The 14,952-nt window shown below is 40.9% G+C and carries 14 protein-coding genes; 11 read left to right on the top strand and 3 right to left on the bottom strand.

Translation table 11 applies throughout. The annotated features are described in order from the left end of the window. Positions 1-151 precede the first annotated feature (151 nt). The 5 genes from EP57_RS05235 to EP57_RS05215 all read left to right on the top strand — a co-directional run bounded on the left by EP57_RS05235 (position 152) and on the right by EP57_RS05215 (position 4,415). On the top strand, positions 152-889 hold the full coding sequence (locus EP57_RS05235; RefSeq protein ID WP_036084804.1) for a helix-turn-helix domain-containing protein: 738 nt from the start codon (positions 152-154) through the stop codon (positions 887-889). Positions 890-1,031: 142 nt separating this feature from the next. Next, positions 1,032-2,453: a DHA2 family efflux MFS transporter permease subunit gene (locus tag EP57_RS05230; protein WP_185491789.1), complete on the top strand. Its 1,422-nt coding sequence runs from the start codon at positions 1,032-1,034 to the stop codon at positions 2,451-2,453. Between the two features lie 150 nt (positions 2,454-2,603). Further along, positions 2,604-3,365, top strand: coding sequence for a ParA family protein (locus EP57_RS05225; RefSeq protein ID WP_036084800.1), 762 nt, complete (start codon positions 2,604-2,606; stop codon positions 3,363-3,365). Further along, positions 3,358-4,215 (top strand): ParB/RepB/Spo0J family partition protein, encoded by an 858-nt coding sequence (locus tag EP57_RS05220; protein ID WP_036084799.1) that lies wholly within the window; start codon positions 3,358-3,360, stop codon positions 4,213-4,215. Before EP57_RS05225 ends, EP57_RS05220 begins: the two co-directional genes overlap by 8 nt. 5 nt (positions 4,216-4,220) lie before the next feature. Beyond that, positions 4,221-4,415 (top strand): DUF951 domain-containing protein, encoded by a 195-nt coding sequence (locus EP57_RS05215; RefSeq protein ID WP_036084797.1) that lies wholly within the window; start codon positions 4,221-4,223, stop codon positions 4,413-4,415. Between the two features lie 73 nt (positions 4,416-4,488). On the opposite strand, the gene EP57_RS05210 is transcribed toward EP57_RS05215, so the two are convergent. Together EP57_RS05210 and EP57_RS05205 are read right to left on the bottom strand one after the other, a co-directional pair. Further along, positions 4,489-4,773, bottom strand: a complete 285-nt coding sequence (locus EP57_RS05210) for a hypothetical protein (RefSeq protein WP_036084795.1) — start codon at positions 4,771-4,773, stop codon at positions 4,489-4,491. A 229-nt stretch (positions 4,774-5,002) separates the two neighbouring features. Beyond that, positions 5,003-6,178 carry a pectate lyase-like adhesive domain-containing protein gene (locus EP57_RS05205; protein WP_036084794.1) on the bottom strand — a complete coding sequence of 392 codons (1,176 nt, stop codon included), beginning with the start codon at positions 6,176-6,178 and terminating at the stop codon, positions 5,003-5,005. 321 nt (positions 6,179-6,499) lie between these two features. Here EP57_RS05205 and EP57_RS05200 point away from each other — a divergent pair, with 321 nt between their 5' ends. The 3 genes from EP57_RS05200 to ychF all read left to right on the top strand — a co-directional run bounded on the left by EP57_RS05200 (position 6,500) and on the right by ychF (position 9,989). After that, positions 6,500-7,960: a catalase gene (locus tag EP57_RS05200; protein WP_036084793.1), complete on the top strand. Its 1,461-nt coding sequence runs from the start codon at positions 6,500-6,502 to the stop codon at positions 7,958-7,960. A gap of 91 nt (positions 7,961-8,051) precedes the next feature. Further along, positions 8,052-8,750, top strand: coding sequence for a hypothetical protein (locus tag EP57_RS05195; RefSeq protein ID WP_036084792.1), 699 nt, complete (start codon positions 8,052-8,054; stop codon positions 8,748-8,750). A gap of 135 nt (positions 8,751-8,885) precedes the next feature. After that, the gene (gene ychF / locus EP57_RS05190) at positions 8,886-9,989 is read left to right on the top strand and encodes a redox-regulated ATPase YchF (protein ID WP_036084791.1); all 1,104 of its coding nucleotides are present in this window, start codon (positions 8,886-8,888) and stop codon (positions 9,987-9,989) included. Between the two features lie 58 nt (positions 9,990-10,047). Here ychF and gshAB read toward each other — a convergent pair whose 3' ends face one another. Further along, positions 10,048-12,372 carry a bifunctional glutamate--cysteine ligase GshA/glutathione synthetase GshB gene (gene gshAB / locus EP57_RS05185; RefSeq protein WP_036084790.1) on the bottom strand — a complete coding sequence of 775 codons (2,325 nt, stop codon included), beginning with the start codon at positions 12,370-12,372 and terminating at the stop codon, positions 10,048-10,050. Positions 12,373-12,570: 198 nt separating this feature from the next. On the opposite strand from gshAB, the gene EP57_RS05180 reads away from it, so the two are divergent. From EP57_RS05180 to EP57_RS05170, 3 genes are read left to right on the top strand one after another with little or no spacing between them, the layout of a single operon-like run. Then, positions 12,571-12,945, top strand: coding sequence for a GntR family transcriptional regulator (locus EP57_RS05180; RefSeq protein ID WP_036084788.1), 375 nt, complete (start codon positions 12,571-12,573; stop codon positions 12,943-12,945). A 4-nt stretch (positions 12,946-12,949) separates the two neighbouring features. Further along, positions 12,950-13,837: an ATP-binding cassette domain-containing protein gene (locus EP57_RS05175; RefSeq protein WP_036084785.1), complete on the top strand. Its 888-nt coding sequence runs from the start codon at positions 12,950-12,952 to the stop codon at positions 13,835-13,837. Between the two features lie 2 nt (positions 13,838-13,839). Beyond that, a complete protein-coding gene (locus EP57_RS05170) occupies positions 13,840-14,943 on the top strand; it encodes a hypothetical protein (RefSeq protein WP_143812827.1) in 1,104 nt (367 codons plus the stop codon). The last annotated feature ends 9 nt before the right edge of the window (positions 14,944-14,952 follow it).

Below are 14,952 nucleotides of genomic sequence, written 5' to 3'. Positions count from 1 at the left end.
TGACAATAAAAAACAATATTGGCGCAAATAAAAATAAAATAGGACTTTCTCACACATGGAAGGTGCATTTTTTTGTAAAAACCGATACAATAAAGATAGAACGATAGATAAAGGAGGGGAGCAGTGCATCAAGCATGCGACTGCGAATAATATGGCGAAAATAATTTTTGTAAGAGACGAACAAGATGAATTTCAAGCATATGATTTCCTACACAGTTTGATTACCGAACAACCTTTAATGTCGACCCTTTTATTGCAAGGTTTACTGCAATTAGAAAAGGCTGAAACGCGAAAATTAACAACTGGACGACAAATTCTACCGGAAGTCCATTTAACAATTGGCAAAAATCAATCATATTCACTACAAACGAATAAAATCGAGACTTCTATTGATCAACCAATTCAAGAAATGAAAGTCCATTTTAAAGATAAGAATTGCCGACTTCTTTATTTTACAGCTTTTTCGGACTCAGAAACGTATTATTGTTTCGTAAAAGGCTATTTTAAAGATCGCAATCCATTTAACGACAAAATGAGCGCATATCGTGAAGAAGTGAAGCGCATTTTCTTACGTCGTGCTGAAGCGAGACTTAGTATTGGTAAGGACGACTACGAATTCGAAACGCTAAAAGATTTGGCTTGGCAAAATGAGGCCATTGTTCACTATTTAGGCAGTTTCTCAGCGCGTCTTGGCCAGTTTATCTTCGCAAAACGAGTTAAAAAGAGATGGTCGCAGCTTGATTTAGGTTTGAAATCTGATTTATCGCCGCTCGTTATTTCGAGATTAGAGGCGGGCGACCCTGACATGACCGTGCGCATGTATCAAAAAGCATGTGAAGTGCTAGATGTAAAAACGGATTATGCAGACGATCATTTAACAATCGAATAATGATGTCATTAGAAAATGGTCTCTGTATCGCAGAAGCCATTTTTTAAAAGTTTAGATAAGAACATACATTCCCTTTTACTTGACTTTGCTTGTGAAAACCAGTAAAATGAAAGCTTCACGCAATGAAGGTGAAAAGGGGGAAATTTTTTTGAATACAACAGCACAAGAAAAGCAAGAGTTTAAAACGATACCAATTGTCACGGCTTTCTTAATTGCAGGATTTATAGGCTTGTTTAGTGAAACAGCTTTAAATATGGCACTTACAGATTTAATTCGCGTATTTAACGTGAGTTCAGCAACAATTCAATGGTTAACGACAGGATATTTACTGACACTGGGGATTTTAGTTCCTGTATCAGGCCTGCTGTTACAATGGTTTACAACGCGGAAGTTATTTTTTGCGTCCGTAGGTTTTTCAATTGTCGGAACATTTATCGCGGCAATTGCGCCAGATTTTGGAGTATTAATGGTTGCTCGGGTTATTCAAGCGATTGGAACGGGGCTATTATTACCATTAATGTTTAACACGATTTTGGTGATTTTTCCAGAGCATAAACGTGGCTCGGCAATGGGACTTATCGGTTTAGTTATTATGTTTGCGCCAGCAGTAGGGCCAACGATTTCTGGATTGATTATTGAGAATTTAACGTGGAACTGGATTTTCTGGATTGCGTTACCGTTTTTAGTTTTCTCATTATTGTTTGGTTTACGTTTCATGAAGAACGTGTCGGAAGTTACGAAGCCGCGGATTGATATTTTATCGATTATTTTATCGACGCTTGGTTTTGGTGGAATCGTGTATGGATTCAGTAGTGCCGGTGAGAGTGGTTGGGGCAGCGCGCTTGTAATTACGACGATGATTATTGGTCTTATCAGCTTAGCGTTATTCACATGGCGCCAATTAACGATGGATCAGCCAATGATGGATTTGCGGGTCTTTAAGTTCCCAATGTTCACGCTCGGTTTACTTATTGTTTTCATCGCATTCATGATTATTTTGTCAACGATGATCCTATTACCGCTTTATTTGCAAACAGGACTGGCCTTAGCGGCGTTTTCTGCAGGATTGGTACTTTTACCGGGCGGAGTTATTAACGGCTTGATGTCGCCGGTTACAGGGCGTTTATTCGATGCCTTCGGGGCACGCGTACTTGTTATTCCAGGCTTTATCGTAGCAGTGGTCTCGCTGTTTTTCCTAACACGAATTACGCTAGATACGTCCGCAGTAACTATCATTATTTTGCACAGCGCGCTAATGATTGGCGTATGTATGATTATGATGCCAGCACAAACCAACGGCCTAAACCAACTACCACCAAAAATGTATCCAGATGGTACGGCGGTCATGAACACATTGCAACAAGTATCAGGAGCAATTGGTACAGCAGTGGCAATCACGATTATGTCGGCTGGTCAAAAAGCATACATGACAACAGTGACGAATCCAGGTCCGCAAGATTTGGCGGCATCACTTGTCGAAGGTTCGCGTCATGCCTTTACTTTTGGACTTGTTATGGCCATTATCGGTTTAGTAATCTCATTATTTATACGTAAAAAAGCATAAAAATTAGCCGTGCCTAGGAAATCTGGACGCGGCTTTTGACTATTATCAAATTTATTTTCGCATAAAGTAAGACTAAACCTTATTTTTTTGATAGAATAGAGTAAAAGGACCGTGGCAAAACTATTAATAGGTGAGGGTTGGTGAAATAGATTGAGCAAAGTGATCGCACTGGCAAATCAAAAGGGTGGCGTAGGCAAGACGACGACATCTGTTAACTTAAGTTCAAGTCTTGCGTTTTTAGGTAAGAAGGTTCTGCTTGTAGATATCGATCCGCAGGGGAACGCATCGAGCGGAGTTGGCATTAATAAAGGTGAGATTGAGCATTGTGTTTACGATGTGCTAGTTGATGATGTTGCCCTTAAAGATGTAATCAAGCCAACAGCCATGGAAACATTAGAAGTGGTACCTGCTACGATTCAACTTGCTGGAGCAGAGGTCGAACTTGTTCCCGCAATTTCACGTGAAATTCGACTCAAAAAAGCGATTGATTCGGTACGTGATAACTATGATTATATTATTATCGATTGTCCACCGTCTCTAGGTCTGCTTACGCTTAACGCGCTTACAGCATCTGATACGGTTTTAATTCCGGTTCAATGTGAGTACTACGCGCTGGAAGGTTTAAGCCAGTTGCTGAATACGATTCGAATCGTTCAGAAACATTTGAACGAAGATTTACAAATTGAAGGTGTTCTGCTAACAATGCTTGATGCTAGAACGAATTTGGGCATCCAAGTCATTGATGAAGTGAAGAAATACTTCCAAAATAAAGTGTTCGAAACAATTATTCCGCGCAACATTCGTTTAAGTGAAGCGCCGAGTCATGGCAAGCCGATTCTTTTATACGATGCGAAATCACGCGGAGCTGAAGTATATTTAGATCTTGCAAAGGAAGTGACTGCTCATGGCTAAGGGATTAGGAAAAGGGATTAGCGCGCTGTTCAACAACGTCGACCAAAACGAGGAAGCCGTGCAAAACATTCCTGTGAGTGAAATCCGTCCAAATCCGTATCAACCACGTAAAACGTTTGATCCAACAGCACTTCGCGAATTACGCGATTCTATCAAGCTTCACGGCATTTTGCAACCAGTTATTCTGCGAAAATCCGAAGCGCAAGGTTACGAGTTAGTTGTCGGCGAACGTCGATTCCGAGCTGCCAAAGAGGCTGGACTTGAAGAAATTCCAGCAGTTGTGCGCAATTTAGATGACCGTGAAATGATGGAACTAGCTGTTTTGGAGAACTTGCAACGCGAAGACTTATCGGTGCTAGAAGAAGCCGAATCCTACGACTTACTAATGAAAAACCTAGATATGACCCAAGCCAAATTAGCCGATCGTTTAGGCAAAAGCCGTCCATACATCGCAAATATGGTTCGCCTGCTATCTCTACCTGCAGAAGTACAAGTGATGCTTCGCGATGGCGCGCTATCGATGGGACATGCCCGCGCACTACTAGGTTTAAAAAATAAGAAAAACATCAAACCAGTCGCTAAAAAGGCTGTCACAGAAGGCTTCACAGTACGTCAATTGGAGAAGCTAGTTACCGATATAAATGACAATGTTTCACGTGAAACACCCAAGAAGCAAGAAAAAATCCCAGTTTTCATCAAAGAAAGTGAATCCCAACTGCGTGATAAATTTGGTACAGCAGTATCAATTAAACGTCGCGATAACAAAGGGAAGATTGAGATTGAGTTCTTATCAGATGATGATTTAGATCGGATTTTAGATATTTTAGAAATTCAGTTTGACGAGGACTAAGCGATATGGAACAAAATTTTGGATTGAATGATATTGTAGAAATGAAGAAGCCGCATCCATGTGGAACAAACCGTTGGCGCATTATTCGATTGGGAATGGACATTCGGATTAAGTGTGAGGGGTGTGGACACAGCGTGATGATTCCAAGACGCGAGTTTACGAAGAAAGTGAAGCGAATCTTGGAGAAGGCTGAAGAATGAGAATGAAAAATACGTTGCATGAGTGGTTTGGATACTCGTGCAACGTATTTTTATATTTGAAAGTCAGCGCCTACTATTTTCCGCCAAACAAGTCTTTCACACTATTTACAATATTGCCCACATCGCCAAGTGACTCTGTAATGTTCGCGTTTTCTGTTACTTGATCGATGACGCCACCAGCTTGCTCGCTAATTTGACCAGTAATTTCTTCGGGATTGATTTGTTCTGTTAAGTTTTGTGCTTGCTCTGTAAGATCTGTTGCGCCTCCAGTTACTTGATCGACAACATCACCTGCGCCCCCTAGTAAATCTGTTACTTTCTCAGTTGCCATGTCCTTCAAAAAATCGAATAAAGCCATCTAAATCATCTCCTTTTCTTGCTATTTTCATAAGTCTCGTTTCAAAAAGAGGACGCAAAAAGACCTTACGTAAGAAACGTAAGGTCTCGCAAACAATGATTACATTGCTAGTAAAGCCGGGGTTTCCCCGTACTGACGACTCTACTATTACTGCTACTCCCCTTATCGGGAACGAGAATATGAATTACTTGTAGAATACCATAGTTTCATGGCATGCGCAAGGTCATCCTTATTTTGTCAATTTGAAAGAACCCATTGATTTGAAGTCATAAGACACGATAGAGTTATCGTTAGCGAATGATTGAACGGATAGGTTTGTTCCAGATACGGCTAGGGATGCGCGCAGATTTTTTGCTGTGTAGATGGCGTCTGTTGTCTTTGTGCCGAGTGTCAATGTTTGTGGTGAGTCGAATTGCACGAAGCTACCTGAACTTAGGTAGAAAACATTGCCTTTTGCATTGTTGGAAGTTAGCGCCACATTTGCTATATCGTTAAATGAAATGACAGATTTGGCTGATTTGATAAGTTGTACGGATTTAGCGCCGCCGTTTAGGACGAAGTTAGCGTCTTTTCCTACATCAAGGCCAGTAGAAGCATAGATTAAGCCCGTTGTCCCGTTTGCATCTTGGTTGAACTCAGTGCTTGAATTAGCGCCAAAATTAGCTTTTCCGTTCATATATAAAGCTACGTCTACAGATGTTGTTGTCAGTTTCGAACCAGCTTCTGTCGCGAAAAATGGCGTCGCACCAGTCATGTTGAAAACTTTTTTCGCAGATGTGACGTTGACTGTGGCGTTATTATTAACGTAAACTTTTGGATTTGCTTGAGCCATCAGGAAGGCGTCAGCTGTTGTTTTTGCTGAAAAATTCGAATTTGCGCCAAAAATTAAGACGTTTACTTTTGCAATTTCTAATGTGGATGTTGTTTCTATGTTTGTCGCGCCGTAGAAGGTAACAGAGCCTTTTGGTAAGTAGGCAACTTGTTTACCTGTGAAAGTCAGATTTGTAAAAAGAAGTTGTGATGGTTGATCGGAGCGATAAATTCCGTAAGAACCTGTAGATGTAGCGGTAAGATTCTCGATGGCTACGGCGCCGGCTTGTTTTGCGTTGATTACATATTTGCCCATATCAAGCGTATGATTGTTACCTTGGATAGTCGGGTTATGTTGTCCTGGAATGACGATATCGCTTGTCGCAGTAATGTCTGCTCCAATTGAGATGACGTCGGTCGGTGATGTTTCTAATGCGCTTTTTAGTTCTGCAAAAGTAGTTACAGTCACTGTTTTCACTTCGGCTGCTTGTGCGACAGTGCTAGACGCGCTTTCCCCTAAAGACAATGATACTGGCGTTAGCAAAACTGCTGCGGCGGTTAGAACGGATACACCTAATTTTGTTGTTTTCTTCATTTTTTTCTCTCCTTTTTTGTTATTCTCACTACACTTAACGCGTAGTCCCACCTATGGTATCACGTTCCATGACGCTTTCGTAAGTGACATTTCAGTGAATAAAAATGGCTTAAAATCGCGTTTTTGTAAGGCATGAAAGGTTTTTTGGTAAATTAGCGCATAATCCGCTATGAAAATGAAATCTATTTTATGTTTTACCGTTCACAATTAAAAGAGATCTTGCCCCCACAAGAGCTAATAGTTGTTTTCCGAGCATATGTTTTGTAAAATAGAGTTAGTATTACTTTATAATAATTATAAAAAACGGAGGTAAGATATTAGATGAGTAAAAAATTGACAACAAACCAAGGCGTTACAATCGGTGATAACCAGAATTCGATGACGGCGGGACGTCGCGGACCTACTTTGCTAGAAGATTACGTGTTAATTGAGAAGTTGGCGCATTTTGATCGTGAACGTGTTCCTGAACGTGTTGTACATGCTCGTGGAACTGGGGCACATGGTGTTTTCACAGTGAAGAATAGCATGAAGAAGTATACAAAAGCGGGATTCTTACAAAAAGAAGGACAACAAACAGAAGTCTTTGCTCGTTTTTCTACAGTTATTCATGGCTTACATTCTCCTGAAACATTGCGTGATCCGCGTGGTTTTGCCGTGAAATTTTATACAGAAGAGGGAAATTACGATTTTGTTGGTAATAACTTGCCTGTATTCTTTATTCGCGATGCTATTAAGTTCCCGGATGTTATTCATTCGCTGAAACCAGATCCAAGCACAAACATGCAAGATGGTAATCGTTATTGGGACTTCATCAGCTTGACTCCTGAGGCTACAACAATGATTACATATTTATTCAGTGACGAAGGAACGCCAGCTTCATACCGCCAAATTCGTGGTTCTAGTGTTCATGCGTTCAAATGGACAAACGAAGAAGGCAAAACAGTTTATATCAAAATGCGTTGGGTGCCAAAAGCGGGTATCGTGAACCTGTCTACGGACCAAGCATCACAAATCCAAGCAAAAGAATTCAGCCATGCGACTCGCGATCTTCATGAAGCGATTGAAAACGGCGATTTCCCTGAGTGGGACTTGTTTATTCAAGTACTTGACCCAGCGGACATTGATAAATTTGATTTCAACCCACTGGATGCAACGAAAGATTGGTTTGAAGATGTATTCCCATATGAACATGTTGGTACAATGGTGCTTAACCGCAACCCTGAGAACGTGTTTGCCGAAACAGAATCAGTTGGTTTCAACCCAGGCGTATTAGTACCAGGAATCTTGCCTTCAGAAGACCGCTTATTACAAGGTCGCCTGTTCTCTTATTCCGATACACAACGTCACCGCGTTGGCCCGAACTACTTGCAATTACCAATCAATAGCCCGAAAAATGAAGTTCACAATAACCAACGTGACGGCGCAATGCCATTCAAGCAACAAATGAGCTCGATTAACTATGAGCCAAACAGCTATGACACAGAGCCAAAACAAGATCCGCGTTATGTAGAGGACGAGCAAGACCTAATTGCTGGAAAAGTTGGACGTTTGGAGCAAGAAAAACCAAATAACTTTGGCCATGCGCGTGAAGTTTGGAATCGCTACTCTGATGCTGAACGTGATGCATTGGTAAACAACATTGTTGGCGATTGGGAAGGTGTACGCGAAGATATTAAAGTTCGCAACCTACGCAATTTCTATCAAGTAGAACCAGTTTTCGCTGAACGTGTAGCAAAAGGTACTGGTGTAGACTTAGAAAAACATATTGCTGACTTAAAATAAGATTTTATCAAAACCGGTGAGGTATATGCTTCATCGGTTTTTTTGCGCAAAGATAAGGGAATAGAGAAGCAAAGACAAAGGGGTGAGGCAGATGCGATTCGTGAAAGATCATATTTTGATGATTATTATCATAATTATTGGCTTACTATTTATTATTATCCCCGTGATGATGCAAAGTATCGACAATGAACTGACAATTGACGGCATGTATAACTTTATTGGCTCCTTTTTCGGAATTATTGGGGCTGTTATGTTAGCATTTAGCGAAACAAAGCAACAAAATCGCGTTTTACGTGAAGAAATTGAACTAAATGCGCGCAAAGAACGCGAAATCCAAGCAGAATTTCTATATAAAGAACTGCTTTTTCAAAAAATCGAGCGGACATATGGGCTGCTGAATACCGCAATTTACAAAAACGAGGAAATTATGAGTTTCATCAAAGATACAGGGCAAGTGCTAGAAAGTGAGAAAATTCGAGAACGGCTCATCGAAAACCGTAATGACACGGAGAAATATATACACGACATTGAATTAATGGGCATTTATTTCCCGGCAAATATGGAGAAAGTGCAGGGGATTGTGAGTGTTTTCAATTATAGTAATAAATATTTGAGTACGATGGAACATGAACTATTAGTAGGAGACACGAAAGGGTTTAGGAAGGAATTGGATAATTATAATGCGGTAGTGAAGCGTTTAGTGAAAGTGATGGACGAGTTGTCGATAGATATGATGGAAAGTATGAATACAGAAATTAACAAACTCAATAATATCGGGAGTAGCGTGTGAAGTTTTTAGGCATTTGTTAAATTCTTGTGTCTTTTTATTGGAAAAACCTTTATAATAGATAGAGGTGTAGACAAAATTTAGTCTTAATAAAATGAGGAAAGTGTTGACGCTTTTCGATCAAAGGAGTTCATTTAAATGGCATTAACGGCAGGTATCGTTGGTCTTCCAAACGTTGGTAAATCAACACTTTTTAACGCAATTACAAAATCCAAAGTAGAGGCAGCAAACTATCCGTTCGCGACAATCGAACCGAATATGGGCGTTGTTGAAGTTCCGGATTCACGTTTAAATAAGTTAACGGAACTTGTGAAACCTAAGAAAACAGTACCTACAACGTTTGAATTTACGGATATTGCAGGTATCGTGAAGGGCGCGAGTAAAGGAGAAGGACTTGGAAATCAATTCCTATCACACATCCGCCAAGTGGACGCGATTTGTCACGTGACACGTTGTTTTGAAGATGAGAATATCACGCACGTGGAAGGGCGCATTGATCCGCTAGATGATATCGCGGTTATCAATTTGGAACTTATTTTAGCAGATTTAGAGACGGTGGATAAGCGTATTAGCCGTGTAGAGAAATTAGCGACGAAACAAAAAGATAAAGATGCGATTGCGGAATACAATGTTCTTGTGAAGCTGAAAGAAAGCTTGGAGAACGACAAACCAGCTCGTTCTGTAGAATTCAATGAAGACGAGGACAAAATTGTACGCGGACTATTTTTACTGACACGCAAACCAGTTTTGTATGTGGCTAATGTGAGTGAAGATGAAGTTGGCGATCCAGATAACAATAAATACGTACAACAAGTGCGCGAATTGGCCGCTGGTGAAGGTTCTGAGGTTATTGTGATTTGTGCACGTGCGGAGGAAGAAATTGCTGAGTTGGATGAAGAAGACAAAGCAGAATTCCTAGAAGCGCTAGGCATTGAAGAGTCTGGTTTGGATCAATTGATTCGCGCGGCATATTCTTTATTAGGCCTGTCTACGTATTTCACAGCGGGCGTTCAAGAAGTTCGTGCTTGGACATTCCGCAATGGTATGAAGGCACCAGCCTGTGCGGGGGTTATCCATACTGATTTCGAACGTGGGTTTATCCGCGCCGAAGTAGTTTCATATGATGATTTGTTAGAGCATGGTTCTGAACAAGCTGCAAAAGTGGCAGGAAGACTACGCTCAGAAGGAAAAGAGTATGTGATGAAAGACGGCGATGTCGTTCATTTCCTATTCAACGTATAAAACAGAAACAGGCTACTATATCAACAAATGTTGGTACGGTAGCCTGTTTTTTGGGTTACTATTTGATATTGAAAAGGAAGTCTATGATAATATCACCAATGCGGCGATTTTCTCCTTGGTAAGGGAAGGAGTGAATTTGAATCGCAGGATTGAAGTTAAGTTCAATAATCGCATGTGGTCCTTCAGGGATTGTTTCACGTGAAACAATGATATCAACGCCACAAATGTTGGAGTCCACGACCTTCGCAGCTTTAATAGCCAGTTCTTGATAGTAGGGGTGGATTTTGTCTGTCACGTCGATGCTATCGCCACCAGTACTAATATTCGAATTCTCACGAAGGTAAACAAGTTGGCCTTTTGCTGGAATATCAGACATTTCGTAGCCTTGCATCGAAAGCATCAGCGTTTCTTCTGGGCCTTTTAGAATTTTTTCGAGTGGTTTAAGATGGTCTGTACCGCGCAATGGGTCTAGGTTCTTGTCATCGATTAGTTCTGAAATAGTATGAATGCCATCGCCAGTTACGTTTGCTGGGACGCGTTTTAAGATACCGGCGATTTTTCCGTCGATTACGAGGAAGCGGTATTCGTCACCAGGAATGTAAGTTTCGATAATAATAGAAGAATCGTAGCTAAAAGCGATTTTTAGAGCCTCTTCGAAGTTTTCTTTGGTGTAGGCGTCTTTGAAAATGCTAATTCCAAGTCCGAAGTTGGTTGATTTCGGCTTCACTACGATAGCTTGGTCTGCAAATTTCGCGAAACTATTACGGGCAGCCACTATATCAGAGAAGTCTTGCCCCCGTGGAACTGCGATGCCGTTTTCCGCTAGGATTTCTTTGGTTACGACTTTGTTCTCCATAATTAAAGCGCTGATGTAGCTGTCGCGCGATGTTTTTGTGGCTTGTTTGATGTATTCCACATGGTCTTTTTTCTGCAATCGGAAGAAGTTCTCGGCGCGATCTAGAATATCGATGGCCAGACCTTTTGTGACTGCTGATTTTAGAACGATTTGTGTGGAAAGTTCCATGTCTTCATAGCCGATAAGCTTGTAGGCATTTTGTAAACTGCCGTCTAAATAGGTTTTCGCTTGTTGCATGTGAAAAGGAACGTAGCCTGCGCTATTTGCTAGTATTTGGGCCGCGATTGTTTTGTCGGGATGCTTGGCGATGTCTCGTTGTTCTGCTAATAAGTGCAGAAGTGTGCCATTTTGCGTTAAAGTTGCTACTTTTTCCATGGAAGTAAGCAATTTATTAGCCGCTTCGTCAAAACTGATTTCTGCACCTTCGACATACATATTTGGCTTCGCAAGGCCGTCTATGGCGATTCGGTCTTCGTTCAAGTCTGATTGTTCTTGATGTGTTTTATCAAATGGCTCGCTATCACTTAAAAGACCGGTGATGAGCAGGAGTTGTGTGAAGTGAAGAATCTCCTTTGTGATGCCGTTCGGGTCAAATGGGTTTAAATCTAGAGAACGGATTTCGATGTATTCGACGCCAGCTTCAGCGAGACCGGCAAGTGATTGGTCCGTGTGTGAATTCTTGAGTCGAATAGGGTTGTATAGTTCGCGCATACTGTCGATTTTGCCGCTGTCAATCCATGTTTGAATGCTCGCTATATATTGTTCGAAGCTTTCATAATTAACGTGAAGAGACGCTTTATTTTTATAACCAACGTGGCTATTGCGTAGAGAAATGCCGTTTTTCAGAGCTAAGTCAGATGTTTCACGTGAAACTTCGTTGGCTGCGGGGCTGTTTAAAAAGTCTGGTAAGTAAAGTGGGCTTGCCCCCGTTAAATAAAGTAAAAACCAGCGATTTTGCATGAAAAATTTCGCGACTTTAAGATAAATCTGGTTTTTGAATGCTTGAAGTGATGATTTACAATCAAGTTCGACGCGCAGTGCTTCTAGAAACTCATCGGAAAATGAGAAGTTATAGTGAATGCCTGAAAATAGTTGGATTTTCTTTCCGTATTCGCGGGCAAGGTGTTCACGATATAATCTGCTTGCTGATTGTGGGTCTTGGTAAACAGCGATAGGGATGTCCTCTTCAGCGGGAAGCATCGGCGGATTGCTGTTTGGCCATAAATATTCATCACGAATCCGGTCAGATACAATGTTTTGCAGGTTTTCCAAGGAATTGTACACTGCATCGACAGAGTTGCTGACGGGAGTAATCATTTCGATTTGACTTTCTGAAAAATCGGTTTTGATATATGGATTTTCTTCTTTTAAGCCAAAAATGGCAGGGTGCGGTGTTAGCGCTAAGTTCCCGTTCTTATCTACACGCACGTTTTCTTTTTCAAGCCCGAAATTACCGTCGAACAGCATTTTCTTAAGCTCGTTGTTTTCTTCTAATATTGTCATCAAGTTGTTATTTTTACATAACATGGTTTCACCTTCTTGTAGTCCTATTTGTAACATAGACTTATCTTACAATAATTAAGGTCAATAGTATAGAAAAGGGTTTTGGAATATGTATATTTTCTTAGAAATGTTTTTGAAACAAAAGTGAAATATTTGTAATGTAATCCTTTACTTTTATATAGGGCGTCCGTTATAATAGGTAACATGAGGAGAGTGATACGGATGTACACTGTGAATTCTCAAAGTCATGTTCCAATTTATGAACAAATTGTGGCGCAAATTAGAGACCATTGCATGTTGGGATTGCTCGAACCTGGGGATGAGTTGCCGAGCGTGCGGGAAATGTCTACTAACATGTTGGTTAATCCAAATATTGTAAGAAAAGCCTATGAGGAGTTGGCGCGATTAGGTGTTATTGAAATAAAACAAAATGAGGGCGCCGTTGTTACGCCACTTGAAAAACATGAGTTAAGCGAAGCGCACACGTCATTTCGACAGAGTTTGGAACAATTGATTTTGAATGCAAAAGAATTACGTATTGAGGAACAACAATTGCAATCGTGGGTAAGGGAACACTATTTGCGTCTGGAGGAATAAGCGAATGATGATTGAAAATGTGTCAAAGAAAATCGAGGGGCATCTTGTTTTGGAGAATATTACGTTTGAGTTGAAGCCTGGCGAGATTACGGCTTTGATTGGTCGAAATGGTGTTGGTAAGACGACGTTGTTTTCGATTATTGCGGGGCTTTATTTGGCGGATGAGGGTCGGGTACTGATGGACGGTGCTGACTTACGCAAGAATCCAGTGCTGAAGAAGAATATTTTCTTTCTGGAAGATAATATGAACTATTTTAATCCGTATAGCGTGAAATCGGTCGTGAAAATATACAAAAACGTGTATGCAACTTTTGATGAGGCGTTTTTTGATGAGCTGATGGCGCGTTTTGAATTGCCTAAAAATGTGAAGGTGATGTCTTTTTCGAAAGGTCGGAAAGCATTGTTTTTCATGATTTTGGCGTTTGCGCTCGATGTTCGTTATTTGCTTTTGGATGAGCCGATGGATGGGCTGGATGTTATTGTGAAGAAGCAGTTGTTGCAGTTTATTTTGGAGACGGTGGCGGATCGGCGGACGAGTGTGTTGATTGCGTCGCATCGGTTGGATGAGCTGGAAATGGTGGCGGACCGGGTTGTGGTCTTGAAAGGCACGAAGGTCGAGCTGGATTATTACTTGGAAACATTGCGAGACACGGCCTTAAAAATACAAGTTGCATTTAAAACGAAGCGGGTTCCAGAGTTTGTGAAACAGGAATCGCAGCTGCTCTATCGTGATGGACGGATTTTCACGTTGTTAATAACGGATCAGGCGGATGATTTTGTGAATAAGTTGAAGGCGGAGGAGCCAATTCTTTATCAGGAGATGGCGATTACGATTGAGGATATTTTCAGAGTTCGATTGGCAGACGACAAGGTAGATTACTACGAGATATAGAGGTGAGAGTATTGTTTAATAAGCATATTTGGTTGAAGGAGTTTCGTAGTGTACGCTGGATATTGTTAGCGTTGATGGTCATGTTTTTGTATGCGCAAACTGGGGGATTGTATTCAGATACGCGTATTTGGGAAGATCAATATAATTATTTTCAGTCGGATAGTTTTAGTAAAGACCAGGAGCAAAGTACTGATGATGCTAAAATGAAACCGGAGGATGTGAAGGAAAGTTTAACGTTGAATTACTTTACTACTGGTTTTCCGGGGGATCATTATCAACCGCAGTATACGATGTCACAGTCTTATTTTGCGCTGAGTGTTCTGGTTGCGGTGCTTGGTTTAGCGATGGTTGCTTGGGAGCGCTACACGCGAAAAGATCATTTTACATTGGCGACTCCTTTTAAACGAGTGCATATTATCGGTACAAAAATCTTATTAGGCGCGTTCGGTATTATTGTGTCATATGGTATTAGTTTATGGCTTGGATTGATGCATATGTTTAACGTGATTCCGAGCGAATATATCGATTTAGATATGAAAAAGGTTTATTTAGGCTTGATTGGGAATTTAGGGACGTTTTTGCTGATTTTTCTGTTGGCTGTGTTTCTTGGGACGGTGATGGGAGAATTGTTGTCAACCGTTGTGGCGATTGGTGTTATTGCGATTATGCCTAGTTATGTTTATACGACTTGGATGATATTTATGCAGGCAGTGAACCCGAATGTTGATTTATCGAAATTGGCGAATTGGACGTCTTATATGAATGTTTTTATTGTTTTTGGAAATAGTGATTTCAAGTATGGGCCGTTTGTGCTTCAGATGATTTTGATTGCATTGTTGATTGCCAGCGCTATCTTTTTCTATCATCGGTATTCGGTGGAGAGTAACGGGAAGATTTTCGTTTTTCCGTATATGCGCATTCCGAGTGCATTGCTGATATCTTTTGGCGGTGCGATTTTACTGATTAATTTCTGGGTGAATGGGAGATATGATTCAACGACGCCGTTATCGCTTACGGAACTGTCCATATTTAGTGTTATTGCGTTTTTAGGATGTTTGGCAGTGTGTTATGCGGTGTTGTATCGAAATGCTTGGATGCGAAAATAGGAGGGACTT

Source organism: Listeria booriae, assembly GCF_000766865.1.
In the GTDB taxonomy this organism is placed as follows: domain Bacteria; phylum Bacillota; class Bacilli; order Lactobacillales; family Listeriaceae; genus Listeria_A; species Listeria_A booriae.
This window is presented reverse-complemented; position numbering and strand designations above follow the sequence as displayed.